24 protein-coding genes are annotated in these 25,850 nt (G+C 43.1%); 12 read left to right on the top strand and 12 right to left on the bottom strand.

Features of this window, described 5'->3' with window-relative positions; genetic code table 11:
* Positions 1 to 224: 224 nt before the first annotated feature.
* The 3 genes from WJR50_RS23900 (at position 225) to WJR50_RS23890 (ending at position 3,447) form a co-directional block, all read left to right on the top strand.
* On the top strand, positions 225 to 1,874 hold the full coding sequence (locus WJR50_RS23900) for a hypothetical protein (protein WP_341295851.1): 1,650 nt from the start codon (positions 225 to 227) through the stop codon (positions 1,872 to 1,874).
* A gap of 99 nt (positions 1,875 to 1,973) precedes the next feature.
* Positions 1,974 to 2,594, top strand: coding sequence for a YdeI/OmpD-associated family protein (locus tag WJR50_RS23895; RefSeq protein ID WP_341295822.1), 621 nt, complete (start codon positions 1,974 to 1,976; stop codon positions 2,592 to 2,594).
* A gap of 106 nt (positions 2,595 to 2,700) precedes the next feature.
* Positions 2,701 to 3,447: a sulfite exporter TauE/SafE family protein gene (locus tag WJR50_RS23890; protein ID WP_341295821.1), complete on the top strand. Its 747-nt coding sequence runs from the start codon at positions 2,701 to 2,703 to the stop codon at positions 3,445 to 3,447.
* Here the strand turns inward: WJR50_RS23890 and WJR50_RS23885 are convergent.
* Positions 3,444 to 4,283 carry an outer membrane beta-barrel protein gene (locus WJR50_RS23885; RefSeq protein ID WP_341295820.1) on the bottom strand — a complete coding sequence of 280 codons (840 nt, stop codon included), beginning with the start codon at positions 4,281 to 4,283 and terminating at the stop codon, positions 3,444 to 3,446. The genes WJR50_RS23890 and WJR50_RS23885 overlap by 4 nt on opposite strands.
* Before the next feature lie 262 nt (positions 4,284 to 4,545).
* On the opposite strand from WJR50_RS23885, the gene WJR50_RS23880 reads away from it, so the two are divergent.
* Both WJR50_RS23880 and WJR50_RS23875 read left to right on the top strand, forming a co-directional pair.
* Entirely contained in the window at positions 4,546 to 6,441 is a 1,896-nt protein-coding gene (locus WJR50_RS23880; RefSeq protein WP_341295819.1) for an alpha-amylase family glycosyl hydrolase, read from the top strand.
* 230 nt (positions 6,442 to 6,671) lie between these two features.
* On the top strand, positions 6,672 to 7,403 hold the full coding sequence (locus tag WJR50_RS23875) for a DUF4488 domain-containing protein (protein ID WP_341295818.1): 732 nt from the start codon (positions 6,672 to 6,674) through the stop codon (positions 7,401 to 7,403).
* A gap of 20 nt (positions 7,404 to 7,423) precedes the next feature.
* Here WJR50_RS23875 and WJR50_RS23870 read toward each other — a convergent pair whose 3' ends face one another.
* From WJR50_RS23870 to WJR50_RS23840, 7 genes are all read right to left on the bottom strand, one after another.
* Positions 7,424 to 8,848, bottom strand: coding sequence for an alkaline phosphatase D family protein (locus WJR50_RS23870; protein WP_341295817.1), 1,425 nt, complete (start codon positions 8,846 to 8,848; stop codon positions 7,424 to 7,426).
* A gap of 114 nt (positions 8,849 to 8,962) precedes the next feature.
* Complete coding sequence (locus tag WJR50_RS23865; RefSeq protein WP_341295816.1) at positions 8,963 to 9,694, bottom strand: GOLPH3/VPS74 family protein; 732 nt, start codon at positions 9,692 to 9,694, stop codon at positions 8,963 to 8,965.
* Positions 9,687 to 9,896: a hypothetical protein gene (locus WJR50_RS23860; RefSeq protein ID WP_341295815.1), complete on the bottom strand. Its 210-nt coding sequence runs from the start codon at positions 9,894 to 9,896 to the stop codon at positions 9,687 to 9,689. The genes WJR50_RS23865 and WJR50_RS23860 overlap by 8 nt, the downstream gene beginning before the upstream one ends.
* A gap of 113 nt (positions 9,897 to 10,009) precedes the next feature.
* Positions 10,010 to 10,570, bottom strand: a complete 561-nt coding sequence (locus WJR50_RS23855; RefSeq protein ID WP_341295814.1) for a hypothetical protein — start codon at positions 10,568 to 10,570, stop codon at positions 10,010 to 10,012.
* Positions 10,571 to 10,574: 4 nt separating this feature from the next.
* A complete protein-coding gene (locus WJR50_RS23850) occupies positions 10,575 to 11,132 on the bottom strand; it encodes a redoxin family protein (protein WP_341295813.1) in 558 nt (185 codons plus the stop codon).
* 395 nt (positions 11,133 to 11,527) lie between these two features.
* A complete protein-coding gene (locus tag WJR50_RS23845) occupies positions 11,528 to 12,025 on the bottom strand; it encodes a PIN domain-containing protein (protein ID WP_341295812.1) in 498 nt (165 codons plus the stop codon).
* A 1-nt stretch (position 12,026) separates the two neighbouring features.
* Positions 12,027 to 12,260 (bottom strand): UPF0175 family protein, encoded by a 234-nt coding sequence (locus WJR50_RS23840; protein WP_341295811.1) that lies wholly within the window; start codon positions 12,258 to 12,260, stop codon positions 12,027 to 12,029.
* Positions 12,261 to 13,097: 837 nt separating this feature from the next.
* On the opposite strand from WJR50_RS23840, the gene WJR50_RS23835 reads away from it, so the two are divergent.
* Both WJR50_RS23835 and WJR50_RS23830 read left to right on the top strand, forming a co-directional pair.
* Complete coding sequence (locus tag WJR50_RS23835) at positions 13,098 to 13,832, top strand: hypothetical protein (RefSeq protein ID WP_341295810.1); 735 nt, start codon at positions 13,098 to 13,100, stop codon at positions 13,830 to 13,832.
* Positions 13,833 to 14,511: 679 nt separating this feature from the next.
* Positions 14,512 to 15,564, top strand: coding sequence for a PA0069 family radical SAM protein (locus tag WJR50_RS23830; RefSeq protein WP_341295809.1), 1,053 nt, complete (start codon positions 14,512 to 14,514; stop codon positions 15,562 to 15,564).
* A 25-nt stretch (positions 15,565 to 15,589) separates the two neighbouring features.
* Here the strand turns inward: WJR50_RS23830 and WJR50_RS23825 are convergent, their stop codons facing one another.
* Positions 15,590 to 16,831 carry an AI-2E family transporter gene (locus WJR50_RS23825; RefSeq protein ID WP_341295808.1) on the bottom strand — a complete coding sequence of 414 codons (1,242 nt, stop codon included), beginning with the start codon at positions 16,829 to 16,831 and terminating at the stop codon, positions 15,590 to 15,592.
* Between the two features lie 275 nt (positions 16,832 to 17,106).
* Here WJR50_RS23825 and WJR50_RS23820 point away from each other — a divergent pair, with 275 nt between their 5' ends.
* The 5 genes from WJR50_RS23820 to WJR50_RS23800 all read left to right on the top strand — a co-directional run bounded on the left by WJR50_RS23820 (position 17,107) and on the right by WJR50_RS23800 (position 22,821).
* The gene (locus WJR50_RS23820) at positions 17,107 to 17,886 is read left to right on the top strand and encodes a DUF502 domain-containing protein (protein WP_341295807.1); all 780 of its coding nucleotides are present in this window, start codon (positions 17,107 to 17,109) and stop codon (positions 17,884 to 17,886) included.
* 947 nt (positions 17,887 to 18,833) lie between these two features.
* Positions 18,834 to 19,442 (top strand): DUF2179 domain-containing protein, encoded by a 609-nt coding sequence (locus WJR50_RS23815; protein WP_341295806.1) that lies wholly within the window; start codon positions 18,834 to 18,836, stop codon positions 19,440 to 19,442.
* 214 nt (positions 19,443 to 19,656) lie between these two features.
* Complete coding sequence (locus WJR50_RS23810; RefSeq protein ID WP_341295805.1) at positions 19,657 to 21,072, top strand: PQQ-dependent sugar dehydrogenase; 1,416 nt, start codon at positions 19,657 to 19,659, stop codon at positions 21,070 to 21,072.
* Positions 21,073 to 21,082: 10 nt separating this feature from the next.
* Positions 21,083 to 21,592, top strand: coding sequence for a DinB family protein (locus tag WJR50_RS23805; protein ID WP_341295804.1), 510 nt, complete (start codon positions 21,083 to 21,085; stop codon positions 21,590 to 21,592).
* A 161-nt stretch (positions 21,593 to 21,753) separates the two neighbouring features.
* Positions 21,754 to 22,821: a hypothetical protein gene (locus WJR50_RS23800; RefSeq protein WP_341295803.1), complete on the top strand. Its 1,068-nt coding sequence runs from the start codon at positions 21,754 to 21,756 to the stop codon at positions 22,819 to 22,821.
* Positions 22,822 to 22,887: 66 nt separating this feature from the next.
* Here the strand turns inward: WJR50_RS23800 and WJR50_RS23795 are convergent, their stop codons facing one another.
* The 3 genes from WJR50_RS23795 to WJR50_RS23785 form a co-directional block, all read right to left on the bottom strand.
* Complete coding sequence (locus tag WJR50_RS23795; RefSeq protein WP_341295802.1) at positions 22,888 to 23,892, bottom strand: N-acetylmuramoyl-L-alanine amidase; 1,005 nt, start codon at positions 23,890 to 23,892, stop codon at positions 22,888 to 22,890.
* 108 nt (positions 23,893 to 24,000) lie between these two features.
* Entirely contained in the window at positions 24,001 to 24,591 is a 591-nt protein-coding gene (locus WJR50_RS23790; protein WP_341295801.1) for a Uma2 family endonuclease, read from the bottom strand.
* A gap of 55 nt (positions 24,592 to 24,646) precedes the next feature.
* A complete protein-coding gene (locus tag WJR50_RS23785) occupies positions 24,647 to 25,792 on the bottom strand; it encodes a YncE family protein (protein WP_341295800.1) in 1,146 nt (381 codons plus the stop codon).
* Between the last annotated feature and the right edge of the window lie 58 nt (positions 25,793 to 25,850).

Genomic DNA, 25,850 nt, shown 5'->3' with positions numbered 1-25,850 from the left:
CAAGCGTCCCGCTTGGCTCTCCATTCCACATACTCACTGATTTAAGCGTCTCGCTTATATCTTCGTTACAACTATATCTACCTCTGCCACAAGTTTAGCCAAACATAGAGGCAAATATGATTCTCGCCCAATCATCTTTTCTTGCGTTTATGCCTGAATATTGCCAGTTTGTAAGGAGCATAATGCATCAACCTAATTACAACAAGCTATACACTGCACACATGATGAAATTCAGGCTTCTACTCTTCTTATTATTAAGCTGTATCCTGCTGGCAAAAGGACAAACCCAAGACCCGCTGGAAAATATAATGATCACCAGCCAGGAAGGTAAAACCCTGGTGAGTACCGATGAAAGCGGCGTATTGCAAGTCAACGTAAACCCGGAGGATGTCCGTGCCTTCAAAGCCAATGGAGTGGTCCGCTACAGTGCCTTCGGAGCCAGGGGTGATGGCAAGACCGATGATATTGACGCTATTGCTGCCACCCATGCGTTTGCCAATCAGCACAACCTCCCGGTAAAAGCCGATGAAGGAGCCACCTATTATATTGGAGGAAAGGAGCGCACTGCCATCATACGCACCGATACGGATTTCGGTACAGCAGTGTTTTTCATTGACGATACTGATGTGGAGAACCGTGAAGCCTCGGTGTTCATGGTAAGTTCCAGTCTGGAACCCTTTGCACTGGAAGGGGTTAGTTCGCTCAAGAGAAATCAGGAGAAAATTGATGTCTCACTGCCCGCAGCCTGTCTGATTACGGTTACCAACTCCAATGTAAAGCACTACATCCGCTACGGGCTGAACCAGGACAATGGCGCTGCGCAGACTGATATATTTGTAGTAGATAAAAACGGCAATGTAGATATGGATGCCCCTATCATCTGGGACTTTGAGCAAATCACTGAGATCAGCGCGCTTCCTATAGATGAGGATACGCTGACCATCAGGGGAGGGCGTTTTACCACCATTGCCAACCAGGCAGAATCTAAGTATACTTATTATAGCCGTAACTTTGCGATACGTCGCTCTCACGTGGTGGTGGATGGACTGGAACACCGCATCATGGGCGAAGGTGAACATGGTGCACCTTATGGCGGCTTCATCAATATAGCAGAATGTGCCTACGTTACGGTAAAAAACACTCTTCTGACCGGGCACAAAACTTATACTACCATTGGTTCAGCAGGCAAGCCGGTCTCTATGGGTTCTTATGACATTACAGCCGGCCATGCGCTAAATGTATCTTTTGTGAACTGTAGTCAGACCAATGACATCAATGACCGCAACTATTGGGGAATCCTGGGGTCTAACTACTGCAAGAATCTTCTTTATGACCATTGTACCTTTTCCCGCTTTGATGCCCACAAGGGAGTGGCTAATGCTACCATCCGCAACTCCACGCTGGGTCATATGGGAATCAATGCGATTGGCAGCGGAACTTTTACAGTGGAAAACACAACAGTAAGGGGAAGAAGCTTTGTCAACCTGCGCTCTGATTACGGCAGTACCTGGCAGGGAGAGTTCATCATCCGCGACTGTGTATTCGTGCCGGAAGATGGAAAAACAACCAGTGCTGCAATCATCAGCGGATCGTATTCCGGGCAGCATGATTTCGGCTATACATGTTATATGCCGGAGCGTATCGTCATTGAAAATCTGCATATTGACGACTCCAATCATCCGGAAGACTATCAGGGACCAGCTATTTTCAAGGATTTTAATCCGCTATTTACCGACGATTCCTATCAGGAAAAGTACCCCTATGTCAAAACTGAGAAAGTCATCCTCAGCAATGTGACCACTGAAAGTGGTAAGGACCTAAGGCTTAGTGACAATCCATACATGTTTAAGGAAGTAGAGGTAGTCACTGAATAATAGAAGTGAGTAAGCATTAATCGTTTCTTTTTGACATCTATTCGTAATGAGTCAATGAACAAACTCACACCACAGGCAAGCATAATGCAAAAGAAATATATGAATCCGAAAGTAGATCAGTACCTCATTGATGGTTGTATGCGATGCAAATATGGCGGAACACCTCAATGCAAAGTCAATAACTGGAAAGAAGAATTGGTATTGTTAAGACATATCATATTAGCATGTGGCTTAACCGAAGACCTGAAATGGGGAGTTCCATGTTATACTTCTGAAAATAAAAACATTGCTATGGTAAGCGCTTTTAAAGACTATGCCTCGCTCAGTTTTTTCAAGGGTGTCTTGTTAAAAGACCCAAGAAATATTCTTCAACAACAAGGTAAAAGCTCACAATCTGCCCGCCTGATTAAGTTTACAAGTCCCGAGCAGATTATGCAACAGCAGGAGATTCTGAAAACTTATATTTTAGAAGCCGTTGATATTGAAAAGTCAGAAGCAAAGGTGAAATTTAAGCAAAACCCTGAACCTGTACCCGACGAATTACTACAAAAGTTTGATGAAAATGCTTCACTGAAGAAAGCCTTTTATGCATTGACGCCAGGACGACAGCGAGGATACATTATATACTTTTCTCAGCCTAAAAAAACTGGGACAAGATTTAGCAGAATTGAAAAATGCATACCTCAGATTTTCAATGGTAAGGGTATGCATGACAATTGAAGTGACAAATTCTGACTATAATGTATCGGATAAGGATTCTTTCAGTCCAGGTTTGGTGATATCACAGGCTGCTGCTTAACTTGCCTGCTAAGACCAAAGCATAAACATGAGCTGGATAGATCTTCCTCCCGCCGAATGGGGACTGGTAGTTTTTTGTGCCCTGATGGTAGGTACATCTAAAGCAGGCATCTCCGGTGCGGGTATAGTTGTCATTCCGATACTGGCCCAGATCTTCGGTGGGCAGCAGTCCACTGGCTTTCTACTTCCCATGCTGGTTATTGCTGATGTATTTGCTGTGCGCTATTACCATCGCCATGCGCAGTGGGATTACCTTTTTCGCTTACTACCCTGGACATTAGCAGGTATCGGGATAGGGGTCTGGGTGGGTGATATTGTATCCGATCAGGTATTCAAAGAGATGATCGCCATTATCATCTTTGTATGTCTGGCCCTCATGGTCTGGCAGGATACGAGGAAACGCAAGATCAGTGTGCCTAACAGTTGGGTCTTCTCGGCTATTGTAGGTTTATGTGGGGGTTTTGCCACGATGATAGGCAACGCGGCAGGGCCTATCATGGCAGTGTATCTCCTTTCTATGCGCTTACCTAAAAACCACTACATCGGTACCGCTGCCTGGCTTTTCCTGATTATCAATGTGCTCAAACTACCTTTGCAGATGTTCATCTGGCATACCATCACTGTGGAAACCCTGGTAGTGAATCTGGCAATGAGCCCTGTCATTGCGGGCGGTATTATGCTGGGTATTGTGCTGGTCAAGAAGTTTCCGGAGCGAGGCTTCCGCATCTTTATCATCTTGACCACAGCAATATCCTCACTCCTGCTTTTCTTTTAGAGCGGATCGTAATTTCTCTGCTTGCGTCTGCGGTCAGGGCGTGAGTATTTGTAAGGATCTATGCAGCCAAAAATAGAAGCAGTAGGCGTAAATTTGACCTTAATGGAAAACATACCGTACATATCCCCTTCCGATGAACTGCCTCCCCGGAGTACAGGCTCCTCATTTACCTGACGCTCAATATATTCAGACAAAGATGAATGGTATTCTATTGCATCACCACTTAGTTCATCCACCTGTATGATTTCTTTACTGACTGCATCCAGTTGATCGCTAAGTGCGTAGCGTAAGGAAAGGTCAGCCACTACCGACAATACTGGTGTGATTTCGTATTCCAAACCCATACCAAAAGGAACAATTCCAACCAGGCCGGGAACATTCTCTGCTTCCGGCTCAACATTTCGCAGGTCCCATTCACCTATCGGGCTTTGCCCCATAGGATTGTTGGTGGTAAAACCTATCCCTACATAAGCAAATGGGGTAAAAAAACCGCGTTTGAAATAATACATAGCGGAGGTATAAACTTCAAAGTTGCTGGAACGGAAGCTTCGCATACGCGTAGTATCTGCATCATCCGAACTGATATTATAAAAACTTAGCCCTGACTTAAGCTGGAAGTTATCATTCAGATAGTACCAGGCCTCAGCATTAAGGGTAAAACCAGGTTGACTTAATTTCTGATCACTCACATCTCCTATGTAACTACTGATACCTGGCCCAACGGCAAAGCTCCAGTCCTGAGCTTTGGAAGGAAAAGAAATTAAAACGATAAGACAGCTTAAAATGGCGTATCCTGTAAACACTCGTACGCCCTTCGTTTGGGCTTTTAGCAACATGAGCATGTAAGTTTGATGTAGTTTTTACGAAGTTAAGTAAATTATTAGTATAACCCTGACTTGATCGGCTTTATTGTGGCCTACAAGAAAAACACCCAAGGAATATGCAACTGTATGACTGAAAAGGGATATTTTAGAAACAATGAAGCTTTGAGAGATCCTTTATGAAGTAGCACAAAACCAAGATGATAAATATATAAGCTGATTCAGCTTACGAATGTTATATACTTCATTCCGATTCCTTAGATTTATTGATATTATTATGAGCAGAAGTACATATATCGCTAAGTTTGCCTGCTGGATCGGACTGAGTCTGCTCCTGTATTTTTGTACACCCAAAAACCAAACTTCAGAAAAAGTGAATCTGAGAGAAAAATTAGCCCCCATAGCCCAGCAAGACCCTAATCTGCTGCTTGAGGAAGTAGAAGGGAATGAAAAGATGGTAATCTATCAGATCTTTACCCGACTCTTCGGCAATACCCAAAAGAAGAACATACCTTATGGCACGCTGAAAGAAAATGGGGTGGGTAAGTTCAATCATATCAATGAAGCCGCACTTCAGAGTCTGACAGAAATGGGGATTACTCATGTCTGGTATACTGGGGTGATAGAACATGCAGTGCTCACTGATCATACTGACTATGGTATCCCCCTGGATGATGCAGATGTGGTGAAAGGAAGGGCTGGCTCCCCTTATGCCATCAAAGACTATTATGATGTCAACCCTGATCTTGCAGTAGATGTAACTCAGCGCATGCAGGAATTTGAAGCTTTGGTACAACGCACCCATGAGGCTGGTCTGAAAGTAATCATTGACTTCGTGCCTAATCACGTAGCCCGACAGTATGCTTCGGATGCCAAACCCGATCATGTGCAGGATTTGGGAACAGCCGATGATACTTCTAAGGCTTTTGATCCCAATAATAACTTTTACTATATACCCGGACAGTCATTTCAGGTGCCTGCTGAATATAATTCATTAGGCGAATATACTTTTCCTACCAAGGATGGCAAGTTTGAGGAGCATCCTGCCAAAGCTACCGGTAACGATCAGTTTACCGCTACGCCTACCGTTAATGACTGGTTTGAAACCGTGAAGCTCAACTATGGAGTGGATTATCGGAATAATCGTCAAACGCATTTTGACCCCATCCCTGACACCTGGCTCAAGATGCGGGATATACTGCTCTTTTGGGCTGGCAAAGATGTGGATGGCTTCCGCTGCGATATGGCGGAGATGGTTCCGGTAGAATTCTGGCACTGGGTAATCCCTAAAGTAAAAGAAGCGTACCCTGAACTGACGTTCATCGCTGAGATTTATAATCCCGAGCAGTATCGTAATTACTTAGACAATGGCCGTTTTGATTTCCTTTACGACAAAGTGCAGCTATATGATACACTCCGAGCAGTAGTAGAAGGTCATGCTGACCTTCGGCATGTTACGGACATCTGGCAGTATCTGAGAGACAAAAACCACAATATGCTGCGCTTTCTGGAGAATCATGATGAGCAACGTATCGCTTCCCGTTTCTTTGCCGGAGCGGCAGAAAAAGCTAAACCTGCATTGGTGGTCAGTGCCCTGCTTCATACCGGCCCTGTCATGGTGTACTTTGGTCAGGAAGTGGGTGAACCTGCTGAAGGAGCATCCGGATTTAGTGGTGATGATGGTCGTACTACCATTTTTGACTACTGGGGAGTGCCCGAACATCAGAAATGGCTCAACGAGCTTGCTTATGATGGAGGGCAACTCAGTGAAAATCAGAAGACACTCCGTGGATATTATAGTAAAGTGCTTAACCTCAGCCATGAGCCTGCTATTGCTGAGGGCTACTTTTATGATCTGCACCGGCATAACCGTCACTTTACGCAGGGATATAACGATATGGTTTATGCCTTCCTGCGCTTTAATGGTGAACAGAAGCTGCTCATCGTGAGTAATTTTGATGCCAACAACAAACAGGAGTTTAAGCTAAAGATTCCCAGCACCGCCATTGAGGCTATGGGCTTGTCACAAAGTGAAACATATACATTGAGTGACAAACTTCTTACCGATACCAAACTGAAAATGAATACTGCTGAAGTGATCATCAGTGAGGGTGAAGGTGGCATTCCTATAAAACTGGAGCCTTTGCAGTCTTTTGTGTTTGAGATTGAATAAGTCAGGAGACTGAAGTCGGAAGTCAGAAGATAAAGGTAGGAAGTTTGTAGTTGATGAGAGCATTGAAATCTTATACCTTACAAGCTAATATTAACACAATAACACCACTCCCTGGCGGCCAAGAACCATAACACAATCAAAACTATAACACTATAGCACTATAACACTTCATCAACTCAGACGTATTTATCATTTGTACTTTGCAACTTCTAATACCTAAACCTATCATTATGAAAAAACTTACTTTAACCTTTTGTCTGATTTGTCTTTCTGCTGCTTTTGCCCTCAGTCAGCCTATGCAAGGAGCCTGGAAGCTTACCTATGATGATGTGCAGCCGGTGACTGACCGTGAAATGGTGGCTATCTTCAGCGACGACTATTTTATGTTTGGCAACTACTTCAAGGATGGTCGCTTCATAGGAGCCGGGGGTGGTTCATATGAACTGAATGGTGATGAAATGAAGCTTACCTTTGATTTTTATACCGATGACAATTCTATTGTCCGTGTGCCTCAGATCTACAGCATTGACCTCAATGATGATAAGTTTACTTTAGAAGGAAGTATCAGCGGTACTCAGTTTACTCAAAAGTGGGAACAACTGGATGCTGAATCTACTCCGCTGGATGGAGACTGGCGCTTCGCTACCCGGGTAGATGAAGAAGGTAATGTAGGAGAAAGGAGAACACCTGGTCCAAGACAAACGGTTAAGCTACTTGGTGGCGGACGCTTTCAGTGGGCAGCATTCAATTATGAAACCAAAGAATTCATGGGCACGGGCGGCGGCACCTACGAAGCGGAAGACGGTACCTATACGGAAAATATAGAGTTCTTTTCCCGGGACGATAGCCGGGTAGGTGCATCCTTATCTTTTCAGTTTGAGCGCGAAGGCGATGACTGGTTCCATAAAGGTAAGAGCAGCAAAGGTGATCCCCTGCACGAAGTATGGACAGTAGAAGAATAGATGACTAGCTCCTGAAGAGGTTATAGCTGTTTTTCTATGACCTCTTCATTGACAATATTTCCTTCCACATCGTAGTGCATAAACTTAATGAAGGCTTTACCCTCTTCGCGATAAACCTGCACCGCCAGGAAGCCTCCGTTTACCCGCAGGAACTTATGCTCGGGACGCACATCCCCTTCCTCCCATCCCTGGGCATGGGCATTACTGGAAGGCCCCTGGCTAAACTCTAACACACCTGTTGCCTCATCTTCCGATACATACTGCCAGTGCCGGTCACCATTGACCACATAGATATTCTCCTGCGCTGCCAGAAAGTTTCTCAGCCATTCTCCCTCAAAGGAAAAAGCCTCATTGGAATGATTATCACTCTTACCTGTAGCCCGGTCAGGGCCAACTACTGGCGTGGGCGACATCAGTATCTTGAAAGTAGCGTCAGAAGCCTCTACTGTTCGGGTAAACCATGCCTTTTGTTCATCTCCCCATATCGTTTTGTCTGCCCCATCTTCCTTATCATTATCACTGCGATACTCTCTGCCTTCTACAAACCAGATCTGTAAGTCTTTACCCCAGCGATGCGTACGGTAAGGCCGTTCAATGATGGTAGGTGTCTGCTCATACCATAGGGCCAGCCCATCCTGAAAGGTGATCTCTCCAAAGGGTGAGCTGGCCGGTGAAGCATCATTCCAGGTCAGATCATGATCATCTTTCTGAATATACAATGGGGTAACGGCATAAAAATCCAACAGTGAAGGCCAGGCATTAATAGCATGCCACTTATGCCTGGCTTTTTCTACCGTATAGGCCATAGGTCCCGGCTTGTCATAGTATACATAGTCGCCGGTCTGGCAGTGGAAGAGCGGCTCAAGGGTAAGCATCTGATCATAGATTTTAAAGCCTCTTACCGGATCATCATAGTCCCAGAAATACTGGCAGGTGGAGGAAGTGAAAAGCACCGGAATAGGTTTATCATGGGAAGGTGCAGTGGTAAAATGACCATTGATCTCTGTGACAGGTCCATCTTCGCTACGTCTACCCAGAAGCTGTATTTCATAGCGAGTACCGGCCTGAAGTCCGCCAAATTCTTTTTTGAAGGTATAGTCCCTATAAGCAGAAACGTATTCCCAATCCGTGGCTATCTCACTGTCACCCGAATGTAAGACAACCTTTACCTGACCAAAGCTTCCTCTTACAGCTCCATCCATTTCAGAGACCGGCATTTCATTATCAAAATTGATAGGATCACGAAATGGTGCTTCATTTTGCTCATGCTTAATGGGTACCGGCTCGGCCTGACTGCACAGCCTGGTCCAGACCACAACACTGGTATCGGTAAGTTCTCCGGTTCTGAATCCGGTAGTAAAAAAAACGCTATCTGCCTCCTGGGCAGAGAGAGGTTGCACACATAAAAGAAAAAGAATAAGCGAGGCCAGGCATTTTGTTTTCATGAGTATTAGGTTGTAAGCAGCCTCAATCTAACAAATGCAACAGGCTTATTCCAAATATCAACTAAGATTTAGCAGTACATTGTAGTGGAAGTAAGTTCAGAGAGTATCTCTCCATCAGTGAGAAGCAGTGGTAGCGGTAGTAGCCGCAGTAGTAGCGGCCAGGCTAGCAATCAGCGCGGCCTGCATGGCTTTGATCACTTTGTCTACGCCCTTAGCAATGGCATCATCCTGTACAAGTTCCTTTAGTCTTGCTTTGCAATATTTGGTTTCGCTTCTTTCATAGCAGATCAGCTTGTACATCTTGCAGGCTTCCAGCAGTCCGAGCAGCGCAGCATTCTCAGGCTGAATGTTCTGATCTTCAAATACTACTCCTCTGATTTCCCGAAGAAGTCCATCTCTTGTTTCATGCTTTAGCAGATAGGTTCTGAGGTAGGGAATGAACAGAAACTTCTTATGTTCAATGCGCAGCAAGCCCTTCTCCTCTAAACTCGCCAGCAAGGCATGTCGGTACCTACTGCTCTTTCCGGATAATTTAGAAATACTGCGTTTGATCTTTTTAGGTCGCTCATAGGCTAATAGCCTGGAAAGTACTTCCTGATGGGTGGCAGATAAACCTGTTTTGTCTGCCGTAGCGCTTAGCTTATCACTTTCTACCACAATCTTCTTTTCGTAGGCCAGGTCCAGCAGCAGGGCGCCTATCAAGCCTACATTTCTCATCTGTTCGCTAATGAGATAGCGCGACTTTTCAGGATGGTGGATGAGCAGCAGGAATTTCTCTGCCAGTGTGAGACTCAGCCTCGTATTGGCTATTGCATCATCCGCTGGTAAAGTAGTCTGTTCATTCATCTTCCGCCAGTAGTTTGAATAATTGCTGATAAGCCATGCTCCCTATCCAGAAGAAACCCATGAAGCCGATCACTGAAAAGACCATCTTCCAGAGGATCATCTCCCCCCATGCCTCAAAAAAGTTATGTATACTTAGCACGGTAAACATTAGGCTGAGGGTAAACCCCATGAGCCTTTGCAGTACAACTCGCCTGATCTTCATATCGTAAGTATTCGGTAATACAAGATATATGTTTAAAGAAACGGAATCTCACCGACTTCTCCAATGATGCGTTTAGCTATTTGCCTCCTCAAAATAATACCTGCATGAAGAAATCACTCAGTAAATAGCACTGGTTCAATCTCTTCAAAGCTGTTATCAAATGCATTGGCGGGTGGATGCTGCCAGTATTCAAATGCTTCGGGAGACAGTATCTTTTTCTTAAAAGCTACCTCACGTATCCCGGCGTCTTTTAGGTATTGATCATACAAACTCCTGGAACTGGAAGCTTTGGTTTCCTTCAGCAGCTTTTCCAGAGAATATTCACTTTCTCCCGGAGATAAACGATGGTTGAGCGTGATCTTCCCATCTACATAGTCAAATTCAAAGTTTCCCTTTTCATTTCGGATACCGACAAACATATGCTCTCCACTCTCAGGATGAATACTGTAAATAGAATTATTACGTAGCTCGTACTGAAATGATGGGAGGTTGCCATAAGTCCCTGTATGCACATGAATGTCATGGCCGTCTACATAGATTTCAGTATAACGAAGTACCGAATCAAAACAGGCCCAGTTACCTCTAAGGCCTGACTGGGAAACGGTGTTTGATTCATGCTCACAGGCTAAGCCGTGTAGAGCACAAATTAGTATGAATATTATCTTCCTTAGCATACCTCTATCTTTCGAAGCGTAGTACTTCTTCAATCGCTATTTTTAAGGCGTCAGGCTGGCTGGGCCTGGCCGCCTGTTTGTTAACTATCTCGCCATTTTTGTCTACGATAAGGTAGCGGGGTATCTCCACCCTGTTCTCCTGCTGTTGAATGAGCTCCCACATGTCCTTTTGCAGGGCAGAACTGGCTATCAGGTGGTAACCGGAAAGCGCATACTTTTCAATCCTTCTTTTCCATCTATGCATATGCTTACTCCGGTCAATAGAAATGAAGAGCAGTTTGATTGGCTCATCCTCAATAACTTTCTTCACTTCCTCATAGTAAGCAAATTCCTCCAGACATGGCTTACACCAGCTTGCCCAGATATCAATATAAACCAGATTTCCACTGAACTCCTGCATGAGTACATCAAAACTGGGGTATTTGTCAGTATACAGGTAAATAGGTCTGGAAAAATGCTGAGCACTTTCTCCATTAACTGAAGGCTGCGGCTGGGAAAAAACAATCTGAGCGGAGCTTAATGTCAGCACGAGGATCAAGGATGTATATAAGATGCCCGGCATAGGTAGCAATTTAAGTATCTTCTCCCATAGAGGGAGCGTAATTCATAGGTTTAAGATAGCGTAAAACTTCCGCTCTTGTACTATATCACCGCATAAGCAGCTAAAGATTGAAAACAGTAGGTGGTCCCAACTACTCCTGACCTATTGCCGTATAAAGGATAAACCTATCATCTTACCACATGAAAAATGACTGGAACTGGCTCATTGCGTTTTTCAAAGGGGAGATACTAGCCTGGATTCTTCTTGCGATGATTACCTTTTTGATCATGCTGATCGCATAGTGAAGTGCCTATGGTTTACTGGAGTCCCTTGCTTTTGATCATGCCCTCACATCATGAGTTATAGGTATGGTTGATGTATTAGCTTCGGTACGAAGCGCTCACTGAAGGGGGGGGCTAAATCAACCTTTGTTCAAGCTTAATAATCTCTTCATACAATCCATCACTTATCCAAAAACCTATATCCCTTAAGTCATCCATTTTGTTTTTTATGCTATTGATCAGTCCCTTTTTCCTTGCATCTAACAATATGCCAATGGTTCCAATGATGTTGAGTTGAATATCACGGGCGACAACCCTACCCGCTTTCTCATCTATCAACAAATAATCCGCACTTATCTCTTTGGCTAGCGCTATTGCTTCTGCCTCACCTTTGTCCAGACGACCACCGTATTTATTGATCAGCTTATTGTATATATTCACATTTACTTTTTGTACTCTGACCCAGCTTTCACTCAACTTTTCTTTCACCGGAATATCAAAATCTTCCAGTACCAATAATTCATCAAATACAGTGGGGGGAATAATTACCTCTTGATATAATGATGTTAAAATGTTCAATTCATTGATCTGGATCAGGTTGCTGATTGCGGTAGTATCACTTACTACGATCATATCAAAAGCCTAGTGTTTTTCTGTCTGCTTTTAACTCTTCTTCATCGTAGTTTGCAGCAATCTTTCTTTTGGCAAGCACTTTCTGAAATAAAATTTTATTCATCATTGCAAACTCACTGGCTTTACCCAAAGAAAATCTTCCCTGCTGATAGAGCATTACTGCAATTTCTAACCTCAACTCTTTCTCTGTCATTTGAGCCTGTTGTATATCTTTATCGTCAATAATTATTGCCATACTCTTTAATATAAAAAATACTAATAACTAATGTTGTCACTTCAAGCAGTGGTGTGCCTCCTTTAAAGCTAAGCCTATATAAAATTAAGCATAATTCTATATTTTTTCTCCCTTTCCAGTATAAGTTTCCGCATACCTGTTCCACTCTCATCAATATAGGAAGTATAACTCCATGGTTCGGTCTTCTGTCTTGTCCTTTGTCCTTTATCCAACTGAGCTGGCTCATCGGAAAGTTGGGCTACTTTATCCGTAATGATCAATAAAATCAGTCACAAGCAGCTCTCTTCTTCACTGCTGGTGGCTGAATCCTTTGATCACTCAGCTAGCTACTACACAGCAGAGGTTTCCTCCCCAAGCTTTTCTACGTAAGACTACGACACTTTGAGAGGAAATCCGAAGGGAAGCATGCAGAGGTAGTACGACTTATGCGCGCCCTCCGCTGTTTTCTACGTAAAGCCATATTACTTCTTGGCACTCACCGAGGGGAATTACGTAGCGGACGTAGGGTTTAAAGGCTAAGACCACGGAGGGCATGAAGAAGTAAGACTACTTTGCGGTCACCTCCATAGGAATTACGTAAAAGTAAGACTGCTTTTACGTAATTCCCTAGGGTTTTTGCCTTTCCACTACGTTCATGCGGTATGTAATAATATGGTTGAAGAGTTGAAGTAAACAGCGTAGTGCCCGTGCATGGAACATTTGTGCTAATAATCAGTTAATTTAAGTACCCATAACCTTTGGTTCAGCTCATCTGTCTGCTCATTTACTGACCTATTTTTGAGTTGTGATGATGCAAGACAAAACTGAGACTTTGATCACCTTGCTACTTTACGTGTTATGAGAATATCTTTACTCTTCTCCTGCCTGTTCACCACCCTACAGTACCTTTCTGCCCAAACTCCATCTTCCTACAGCATACAGAAAGGTGAAATTATTACTGAAGAAATCTCCTATCAGGATATCTACCGCTTTGAAAACTTTCAGGAGGGGACCGTTATTTTTGCCAATGGTAAGTCAGCCAGTTCTAAACTAAACTACAACCATCTCTATGGTGAAATACAGTTTATAGGGGTGGAAGGTGATACTTTCTCTATCGCACCAGAACCAGTGGTGGAGTATGTGTCCATTGGAGATTATGGCTTTTTCTACAACCCCGAGCAGCATAAGTATCTTGAGGTAGTGGTAGAGTCACCCGTGCTTAGCATAGGCATTTTCCGTTATTATCAGATCTTTGACAGGAATATGCAGATGATCAAAGGCTATGTGGATACTGATCCGACCTTTAATCAGGACTTCGTGTTTGAGCAGGATAATCGTACCGTATCCGAAAGTCTGTATGAGTTTTATAATTTTCCGAGCAAGGAAGATCTTCGTCTCAGTTACCGGGAAAGCTATTACTTCATTGACAAGAATATCCGCTTCTATCCAGCCATACGATCTAACCTCTGGAAGATCTTTCCCGAATACCGGCAAACGATTCGCAACTTCGTTAATCAAAACAAGATTGATTTTACCAGCGAGAAAGATCTCAAACAGCTTGTATTTTACTGTGAACAGCTTCTGGAACAGTGATACTTACTTTATCAGCACTATTGAAACTCATATTACGCTTTGAAAGCCCGATCATTAAAGTAAGTTTGGAAGAAATGTGCTGAACATCATGCATTTAGTCAATTTCTCCGGATTTATACAAAAAAAGATATACACGCATCAGGTGTATATCTTTCAAAGTATTAAGGTATGACAGTAATGAAGGACTATTGCTCTCTCTGCTTTTCCTTACGCTTCGCTTTTTTGTCGGCTCTCTTTTCCTTCAGGTTCTTCTCCGGAGCTTTTTTGACATCTTTCTTGGCACCTTTGTCTTTAGACATAATCGTGATATTTAAGTTGATACATTTAACAAACCATCTGAAAATTGCGTGAAGTAGCTTTCATTCTTCCTGGATTGTCAACGATTGAAGATTAAGTGAATTGATGAGGCTTTATAATGGATTTTAAGGTTAGCGGCTGTGTCTTAGAATGGATGTTGCAATTAAGCCTGCACCTTGCCTTCACATAAGAAGAGTCTCTCACCCAAGGTAGATAATTTATCTAACTTTCAAGCGAATCGGAAGAAAATAACTTCGCCCTACAGAACAACATTCTGTTAGTTTCACTAGTGTTTCAGCTCCAGACATACCTTTTATAAGAATTCATAAGTAAAAACTTATGATTTATACTTATTTTAAGTACATTGGTAGAAAACTAAACCATGCAAGAAGACTATTTGAAAGGACGAGGTGCACAGTATAATGCACCCAATAAGTTTGACCAACACCAATTGGTACAGGAGCATATAGAAGGGCTGGACGAGCCTCATCTGCGAAATCCTCAGCGGCAGGTATTTATTGAACATCCTAAAAATGTGGTCAGCTACAGCGATAGCCCTGATCTGAGAAATATGTTTTCTATCAATCCTTATCAGGGTTGTGAACACGGCTGCATTTACTGTTATGCCCGCAACTCACACGAGTATTGGGGTTTTAGTGCCGGACTGGATTTTGAGACCAAGATCGTAGCCAAGCCCAATGCACCTCAGTTGCTGATACAACATCTCCAGAAAAAGTCATGGCAGGGTCAGCCTATCGCTTTGTCAGGAAATACTGATTGCTACCAGCCTATTGAGCGAGAGCTTAAGATTACCCGTAAGCTACTGGAGGTATTTCTCAAGTTCGGCAATCCGGTTGGCATGATCACCAAAAACAGCCTGATAGAGAGAGACCTGGATATATTGAAACCCCTGGCAGATGAGGGACTGGTGCATGTTTACTTTTCCATCACTTCACTGGATGAAAAGCTGCGCTCCAGACTAGAGCCTCGTACTGCCAGTGCTGCCAAAAGACTGGCTACCCTGGAAAAGTTATCTGTTGCAGGTATTCCCTGCGGTGTGATGATCGCGCCTATCATTCCCGCGATGAATGATCATGAGATACCGCAAATCATGAAAAGCATTGCTGATGCCGGAGCAAGGACTGCAGGCTATACTGTAGTGCGGCTCAACGGAGCTATTGGGCCCATATTCCTAAACTGGCTGCACAAAAACTTTCCTGAAAGGGCGGCAAAAGTAGAGAAGCAAATCAAAGACCTGCACGGAGGGCAGTTGAACGATTCACAATTTGGCAGACGTATCAAAGGGGATGGTGTTATTTCAGAAAGTATCAACCAGCTTTTTCATATCGCCCGAAACAAATATTTAGGAGAGGGCAAGATGCCGGAATACAATCGTTCTGCTTTCCGCCCCAGTGGTACTTTGCGCTTGTTTTAAGCTTTTATGAATTAAGTGGTCATTATTACCTAAATCGCTTCAATGCCCAGCGCTTTGCCTGGGAGAAGAAGTTATCTTTATCTTCATCGTCTTCCTTGCTGATGTCTTCTGAACCAAACAAATAACCCAGAGGCTGAAGCGAGGGAATATTATCAAAAACTACTTTTAGCACACCGAGGGCAGGAATGGCGATGAGCATTCCAATAATGCCCCATACGGCTTCACCCAATACTACTACAACGATCGTCACTACTGGATTGAGATTTACCCTATCCCCTACAATGTAAGGCTCCAATATATAGCTTTCCACAAACTGAGCAATGGTAAAGGTAATACTTACTCCAATGACACCGGTTACTCCAGTTCCCGAAAAAAGCGCCATACCTACTGCCAGTACGTAACCTATCACATTGCCCAGATAAGGGATTAAGGAGAGCACAGCAGCCAGCAGAGAAATCAGCATAGCATTACGTACTCCGGAAATGCTAAGCCCTATGGTATAGAGTATGGCCAGAAATAGAATCAGAATAAGCCTGCCCGAAAGATAGTTTTGCGAAACTTCGGTGGACTTGTAAAGAATTTTATGCGCTACCTCTTTTTTATGCTCATGCACCATTTTAAGTAACGAGAGTCTGAACTTGCGGCGATAAAGCAGAAAAAAGAAAGTATAGATAAAGGTTAGCAGAAAGGTACCTAGAAATCCGAATAACTTCCCTACAAAGCTGCCTGCACTTTTCAGTATAGAACCTGTATTGCTGCTCCCCCCACCTGACGCTGAAGACTGTCCAGTATCCTGGGTCTGCTGTTGCGTACTATCCTGAGGTGTGGTACTTTTACTTTCCTCTTGATTTTGAGCAGAACTTGAAGAATCCCCTGGAATAGTCTGGGCTATTTTTGCTTCCTGTTCCTGTACGGATATACCTGTCTTCTCAGCGATGTATTCTTGCAGCTGCTCAATTTTTGGCTGCATCCTTTCCTTGATTTTAGGCCAGTCTTCTGCCAGACTCTCTACCTGGCTACCCACTACCATTGCCAGGAGCACAAAGAAAGACATAATAAGTAATACGGAGAAGAGGGAGGCCAAGGCCCGACTGATCCTCTTTCTTTCAAACCATCTACAGACCGGTAGTATTACCATCGCAAGTAAGACAGCAACGGAAAGAGGCACTAAAAATCCTTGGGCCTGTACGAGTCCCCAGAAAAAGAAAGATAAGCTTGCTACGATTAAAGCAAAGTAGGTAAGGATGCGCTTTGACCTTCCTTTCATATCAGTTAAAAAAATTTGATGGCCTAAAAAAATCTACCAGGAAATAAAACCAGAGAGTAAGTTATTTGTTTTATCTTTTGGACAGCTTACCATGCAAAAAAAGCATTCAAATCCAGTGATCATAAGCCACCATCATTTATAATGCTTTTTATTATTTTTACAGAAGATATTTTTTAGCTTCCTATATTTATATCACACCTTCTGTGAAGGGCTAAAGTTCAGGAAAAGAAAGGTGATTTTTTTAACAATTGTGAATCTGCTTAACTCAAGGAAAAATGCAAAACAAAGATCAGGATGAATCCGACAAGGATCAGCCTCAACAAAACATTTCAGATGCTTCACAAGCCAAAGCATCTGATAAAACCAAGAGCACTACCCATACAACTATTACTAAAAAATTTATTGCTCAGCAGCAAAATAAGTGGGACCGAGAATTTATCTTGAAAACCCTGATAGATGGTGCATTACTTGTATTACCGCTAGCCATCATTCTTTTTGCGCTTTATTTACTGTTCAGATTTGTATTCAATCTTCTGGTACCCATTAGTGCAATCCTGTCCTCTGGTAATGAGACTCCACATTGGTGGGTAAATATCATTTCTCTTATTGTCCTCCTACTCTTTCTGTTTGGCGTAGGGCTAACAATTCGTTATCGTTCGGGAAAGTTTTACTTTACTTATTTTGAAAGAAACTATCTTAGTCAAATTCCCCTCTATACTACCGTAAGAGATACGGTGCAGCAATTTACCGGGCTTAAGAAAATGCCTTTCAGTCAGGTAGTACTCATTGATCCATTTAAAACAGGCGTGCTCATGACTGGCTTTGTGACCGAAGAAGTTTCAGAGGATATTTTCACAGTTTTTGTGCCTACAGCCCCCAACCCCACCAACGGCAATATCTATCATGTACCTAGAGAAAGTATCCAATTTTTGGATGTGGGTACTGATAAGGCAATGCGAACCGTAGTGAGTATGGGAACAGGCTCAGCCTGCCTCTTTCCTACAGAAGGAAGTAATAGCGCTCAATTAGATGCAGAAGCAAGTACTACAAGTTAAGCTTTGAAAGCTATTTTTTTAATATGGTCCCTTCAAAATCCTTGTCTTTCACTTTAAAGCTCATTTCACAACTGTTATTTTTTGATTTTTCTATAGAGAAACTGCTTGAAAAACGAAAAAAAGCTTACAAATCGCTTAATTGATATTCTTACAATGCTAAGGCGAGTATTTTACAGATTTGTTGATCAAACCCTTGATTTACCATTCGTTTTAATACAAAATCACAACTAATTAATTCATTTTCAATAAATATGTTTTTTCAATAGAAAATTCATATCCTCTCATATCAATTTTTAAAATAAATGTAACGGATATTGTTTTTCTTCGTAACTTAGCAATATCAAAGGGCATGAAATGGAGATGAAAGCAGCAAGCGAACGTCCTATGATTAAAGCAAAAAGAGTAAAACCGTTTACCTTATTTATTTGAGGTATAACAAAAAGAGAGTAACCAGAGATTCTTAGCAGCTAAGGCGGGCAGGAATAATCAATAGATAAATCAAAGTGCTGTCATCAAAACTCAGCACTACGGATACTGATAATATTTTTTTAAACCTTAAATTATTAAAACCGGAACAGATAAACCCTATCTGCGACATCTCATATAAAGATTCAGCATAGAAAACTAAAGATTGCCTGAAAGCAATATACTGAGAACATATACCTAACCGGTTGATAATAACCTTCATCCAATTTATTGTAGAAAGTATGCCCAAGGTCTAATGACCTTAAGGTATATGTGATGTATTGCTTTTCAAGTTCAGAGGAAGCCTGTTAAGGCTAGTGCTTTAAACCACAAAAAGAGCGCAGAATAATACTCCGAATCAAGCTTGTCTATGATAAGCTTAGGTTCGGAGTAAATCCAAAAAACCACAAAAAGTACCGGCTTAATCCTGAAATCTATTCAGGTAAATCCGGAAAAGAGTAAACCACAAAAAGAGTAATTACATGATTGAATTTGATTTCTTTGACTTCGTTTTTTTACCCCTGATGATTTTCCTGGCGAGGGTATCAGACGTAACGCTGGCTACCGTCAAGCTGATGTTTGTAGTCAACAATGCACGAAAGTTCGCGGCCATACTGGGCTTTTTTGAAGCGCTGATCACCATTCTGGCTTTGTCCCGCATTATGCAGGACGCCAGTAATATGGCAGCCTATGTGATGTACGCGGCTGGCTTTGCTGCCGGAACCTACATCGGGATGCGTATAGAGGAAAAACTGGCCTATGGTAGTGTAGTAATCCGGATCATAAGCAAGAAAATTCCGGATACCTTGCTAGAACATCTGGCAGTAAACCGATATCGCTACTCTATGGTAGAGGCCAATGACCAGTCGGGGAATACCCAGATTTTGTTTACGGTATGTAAGCGGAGTAAAGTCAGAACGTTCCTGCGAAACCTGGAGGACATCGCACCGGAAGCACTGTATACAATTGAAGGTGTGAAACAGGTAAGCCATGATTTGCTTCCTGAGCATCAAAAATCTTCAGCACCAAATTTGGCCAGAATGATCACTTCCTGGGGGAAAAGAACGCAGGCTGCTTTCTACCAGTGGTAGATTGAAAAAGAGTAAGTCTCTAAATTAATTGTACTATTAAGCTGTATCTATTGGCAGAAACTCTGGCCAGTGGGTACAGCTTTTTTAATGTTCCTGAATTATGGCATCACATAATCTCCTTGCAACGATAGGGTAAATCTCGTACATTCCTTTTTCATAGTGTACCTACAAAGGTCTAATCTTACTGTTTGTTATTTGTTAAATACTGCCACCAATGAAAACCTTAATAGCCCTACCCTTAGTCTGCCTTATTCCTTTTACAATCATTGCTCAGCAGACATCCGCGACTGATGGTGCCTCAATCTACAAAAGCTATTGCGCGGGTTGTCACGGTGCGCAATTACAGGGCAACTCCGCCGGAGCTTTGATCAAAACCGACTGGATTTATGGTAGAGGCAAAGGCGCTTTGATCAAAAATGTAAAGTATGGAATTGAGGGTACAGAAATGGCTGCCTGGAACAAGGTGTTGAATGATGAAGAAATTAATGCAGTGGTAGATTTTGTCATTGAAGCTCAGGAAACGCCACCCTCTGCCCGTCGTTCTATTCCTGAGCAAATTAATACTGAAGATTACTTACTAAATATTGAGCAAGTGGTAATAGAAGGCATCACTACACCCTGGGCTATTGAGTTTGTTGATGAAAAGAAAGCATTGATCAGCGAAAGAGGAGGAAATTTGCAATGGATGATCAACGGACAACTGGACAAGCAGGCTATCAAAGGACTGCCTCCAACTTACGAGGAAAAAACCGGAGGCTACATGGATATCGCTCTTGACCCTGATTACAGTAATCATGGCTGGGTCTATCTGGCATATAGCCATACAGATGGTGATTTGGAGGACGAAAATGCACCAGCCATGACCAAAATAGTAAGGGCCAGGATCAAAGATCACCAATGGGCGGAAGAGCAAACATTGTTTGAGGTCCATGACTCTCTGCTGGTAGAAAGAGGAAACCGCTGGGGTTGTAGATTAATGTTTGACCAGGAAGGCTTACTCTATTTTACAATCGGAGATATGGACCAGGCCATGGCTTCTCAGGATTTGGGAAAAGCTACCGGAAAAGTATTTAGAATCAAAACAGATGGAAGCATCCCTGATGATAATCCTTTTGCGGATGAAGAAGGGGCGCTGCCAGCAATCTTCACCATTGGCAACCGAAATGTACAGGGTATTGACCAGCACCCAGTTACCGGTGAGATATGGGCAAGCGAGCATGGACCGATGGGAGGAGATGAGTTGAATATTCTTCGTAAGGGCAATAACTATGGCTGGCCGGTAATCACCTATGGCATAGATTACAGTGGTGAGATCGTGTCTGAAAAGACCCATCAGGAGGGTATGGAACAACCTATTACCCAATGGACGCCTTCCATCGCTGTCTGTCCCATTGAGTTTAATACCAGCCCCCTTTTCCCTAAATGGCAAAATAACTTATTGGTTGGTGCATTAGCCTATGAAGAACTCCGCCGGCTGGTCATTGAAGATGAAGAGGTCATCAGCCAGGAAATGATACTGAAAAACCTGGGTCGTGTAAGGGACATCAAAACAAGCCCTGATGGTGCATTGTACATAGTACTGAACAATCCTGACATGATCTTACGCATCACCCCTGAAAAAGAGCTATAATTTTTTGACCATGGAACATGCTTCTATTATCCATGAACTGGCCAGAAACAAAGAGGTCTTCGCTCAATTGCTAAGTCACAAATCTGAAAAAGCATACCGATGGAAACCTACTGTCTACAAATGGTGCCTGCTGGAAATCATCTGCCATCTGCTGGATGAAGAACAAGAAGACTTCAGAAGTAGAATTCAACATCTCTTTGACCACCCTAATACCCTTCCACCGCCCTTTGACCCAAAGGTTTGGGTCACGGAACGAAAGTATATGGAACAAAATTATGAGGAAAAGCTCCAGTCTTTTCTAAAAGAAAGAGCAGCTTCTCTACAGTGGCTAAAGTCATTAGAAAATCCAGCATGGGATAATGCTTATCAGCTCCCTGAAATTGGAGAAAGAACCGCCAGACACTTTCTGGTCAACTGGCTGGCCCATGATTATCTGCACATTCGCCAGATTGTCAGAACTAATTATCAATACTTGCAGAATAATAGTCAAAACACTCTTGATTATGCTGGCAAGTGGTGATCAGATAGGATTATACCCATCATCTGATCATTTCATACCGGTAATTAAAAAGCACTTCTTTACTTTTTCATCAATTTATTTGAGACCAGGCAATCCACTTAAGGTTTTGAGTTCGTAGGTATAGAAATTCATTTTTTTTCTTTTCTAAACCACAACGAACTATGAAAACACGTACATCAAAATTATCCCCTTTTCGTTTCATTGCCATTTTTTTCTTCATCTTATCTGCCATCAGCTTTACCGGCTGTAAAGAAGGACAGGACATTCTTGATAACATTGTAGATGATATTAAGGATAAAGAAGAAGATGAGGAAGATAAGATGCCTATGGACGGCAAGTGGCTTTTTGCCTCCACAAATACCGGAGGAAACTTCAGCATTTTTGAGGTGGAGGACCTATCAGACATTAATATTACCACTGCCAGCACTGGAAATATGGATGCGGATGGTATCTATTATGACGCTGAAAAAGATATTGTATACCAACTCTCGCGTACGCAAAGTCAGGTAAATGCATACACCAATGCTTCTGAGCTTATGGGAGAGGAAGATGTTACTCCAGCCTTCAGCAGTACATCTGATTTTACCAACGGACGCGAAATTACCGTAAGCGGAGACAAGCTTGTTGTAGCCGAAGATGTAGATGATATGAACAAGCTCTTTGTGTATACAATCGGAGAGAATTCCATCACCCTGGACCGGGTTTATGAAGTAGAATTTAACCTATGGGGAATTCAACTCAAAGAAGGTACGCTTTATGCCATAAAAGACAATACCGATATGCTGGCGATCTTTGAGGACTTCCTGAGTCAGCCTGAAGGATGGATTTTGCCAAGTAAGTCGGTGGTAATTGATGGTATTGTAAGAACCCACGGAATAGACTATGACGTGATGCAGGACATTATGGTGCTCACTGACGTAGGTGATGCCGCCAGCGACATTGATGGAGGCGTACATGTAATTCCTGATTTTAGCCAGATCATCATGGAAACCGCTGATAAGGATACCATCTCCATGGATCATCAGCTACACCTGGAAGGAGACAAAACTATGCTGGGTAATCCGGTTGATGTTTCTATAGGCAGCGATAAAATGCTTTATGTTGCTGAGCGTGCCAATGGAGGAGGACGCTTATTGATTTTCAATTACCCTGGAGAGTATTGCAACGTGCCTCCAAAAGCTGATCTTGATTATGAAGGTGCTTCAGCAGTATACCTTTATAAACAATAAAACGCTTTTTTAAACATTCAACATAGATTAATTGAGGAAGCAGGGAAACTTGCTTCTTCTTTTTTATTAATCAACATAATATTCCTTCGCCCTCTGGAAAGTGGTATCTGCCTCTTCAGTTTTGCCTTGCTTCAATAGTATTTCTGCCCTTAAACGATGCACATCACCCGCTACATAAGAATCGGGAAAACTACGGACAGAACGTGTCAAAAGCTGATATGCTGAATCCAATTTACCTACCGAATACAAAGCTCTGCCCTGCTGATAGTCCTGCAACCAGAGGCGAGCGGTAGGGTTCATACGTTCGGCTTCCTGAAGGACCCTAAAAGGTGGGATTTTGATGTGACTGTACTTCTCTTCAATCGGAGGAATCTCTTCATCAAAGAAATCAATCAAAGCCTGGAGATAGGCCTCGGCTTCTCTCTGGTTATAAGCTTCCTGCGTTAAGCGCTGCTCTTCCGAAGGATTGGTAAAGAAGGAGGCCTCACCTATGATGCCCGGAATCCCATAACTATGCCGCAGAACACCTGTACCTGCCCTGGGAAAGATAGTGTGATCGGATGTGATGCTGATAAGGCTGTCTTGTGGAAACAGCGCAACTTGTATTTGCTTGCCCACATTACGAGCCAGTTGTACACTGGCCTTATTCTCCGAAGCATTGGCATGATAGTAAATGATAGGAAAGTTAACTGAAGTATCGGCAGTAGCATTATGATGAATGGAAAGAAAAACATCAGCCTTCTGATCTATAGCCATTTGTGCCCGTTCCTGTAAGCCCACCTGCACATCTTCATTGCGCGTCATCACCACCCTGGCCCCTTCCTGTTCCAGTAATTCTTTAAGGTATTTGGCTACCCTGAGATTAATCCACTCTTCCCGCTCTCCTCCTATTCCGACTCTATAGGAATCTATCTCAGCAGTACCTCCATGACCGGCATCAATGCAGATTATTTTCCCATCTAATACAGAAGCAGAAGCGCTGGTCTCCGGAGTCTGGCAGCAGGATAAGAAGAGGACAAAGAGGCAGGATGATAGAGCAAGGAAATTGCGTATGGTAGATATTTTGTGCATTAAGTGTTGATTTGGATGAAGAGTAAGAAGCTGGAAGTGGGAAGTCAGAAGTCGGGAGTGGAGTGTTGGGAAAAACTTCTTCCAACTTCCGTCTCCTATCTTCCAGCTTTATACATCCTCCAACTCAGTAAGCTCAAGAAGAAAATCGGGGAGTACGGCATTACCGGATAATTGTTTATCAAAACCTTTTAACTGTTGTACTGTGCCATCTTTATCGTATACAAATGACTGCTTCACTTCTGGGTCAATTAGGAAAGCCAGCTGACAGCCATTACTGATCCACATCTGCATCTTTTTCTGCAAATCACCTAGATTATCAGAATCTGATTTTACTTCAATGACAAACTCAGGGCAGAGAGGAGCAAACTTCTTCTTTTGTTCGGCAGTAAGCTGACTCCACTGCTGATTGGAGACCCAGGCGGCATCAGGAGAACGTACCGAACCATCGGGCAGCAGGAAACCTGTAGATGAATCAAAAGTCTTTCCTAATTTGCTTTGCTTATTCCAAAGATAGAGCTGGCCAAAGCATTCACTGCTATTGAAGCCCGAAATAGTTCCTGTTGGTGACATAATAATAATTTCCTGTTGTTCATTGCGCTCTATTCTGAGTTCAGGATTATCTACACAAAACTGAAAGAACTCATCATCACTCATCTGATGAATGACTTTACCTCTGAGTACATATTGATGTAAATCCATTTTATCGGAATTTAATCTTCAACTTAGACCCTGAAATAAATTCAGGGTAAACTTTTTACTTCTCCATCTTCCAGAAGGCGATACCACCGGCCTGCTTACCTAATTCTGCGAAAGCGACACGCTTTCCTTTCTTCAGGTCAATGACTTCCAAAGTACCCGGCTCCCCTCCTATGCCTTCTACGGAAACAAAAGCATAGCGGCTGTCGGGCGACATAGCTACCCCATGCGTCACCTTGCGCATATTCTCTATGCGGGCGATTTCTTTTTTCTTCTTCAGGTCCCATACACCGGTACTACCATCACTCTTATAGCTTACGACAAGCTTATTGCCGTCAGGAGTGATGTCCAGATTATATGGCCCTTTACCTCCTTTAAATCGGTCAACGATTTTCCATGCATCCAGATCAATCTCCAGGATTTCATCCGAGCCATTACCGGCTACGTAGGCGAGCGGCTTGGTGGGATGAGGCATCACCCAGGTAGGTTTGGTAGGTGAATGATGATGATCCATCGCTGCCATATCACTCATGGAAGCCATCTTGTTATTACCTCCCATGTCATGACCTTCGTGCATAGCATGAGCATCTTCCATCTTCGGATCAATGGCCTCATTGGTATCCAGGTTGAGAATACGAGATACTTCCAGTGTCATGGTGTTGATCTCAAAGAGTTCTCCTGACATCATCCCTACTGAGTATTGGTGCATCCCATCGGGCGTGATGCGGGAGCCGTGCGGCATGGTACCCACTGTCACCTGCTTGAGTTCGCTCATCGTTTCGGGGTCTACTACCGAAATGGTAGAAGGCACCATATCACCGTGCAGATTAAAATTCACGACAAAGAGTAAACCATTGGCCGGAGAGATTTGCATAGAAGCAGGGAATAATCCCAAAGTGGTTTCTCCTACTTTCTCATCACTGCCGGTTTCAAACTTATAGAGATAACCATAAGGATTGCCATGCGCCATAGACAGATACCAATGCTTGCCATCTGGCGCAACAGTCATCCCGTGCGGGCCTTCTATCTCTGCCGGCCACACCCCAACCGGAATGCGCTTGATGGTTTCCGCCTTCTCTCCATCAAATTTGATCAGCGCCACCTCATCTTCCGACTCGGCTGCAACATATACATAATAATCCTGTGCCTGCACAACATGAATGCTCATCAGGATTATGGCTGCACTTATGAATAACTTTTTCATACTTCTTCACTATTTAATATTTGGCTTTCCCAAGCTTCAGTGTCCTCTACGACAATTC

The sequence above is a fragment of the Catalinimonas locisalis genome (assembly GCF_038039535.1).
Taxonomy (GTDB): Bacteria; Bacteroidota; Bacteroidia; order Cytophagales; family Cyclobacteriaceae; genus Catalinimonas.
Note: the sequence above shows the minus strand (reverse complement) of the source record. Positions and strands in the feature narration are given on the sequence as shown.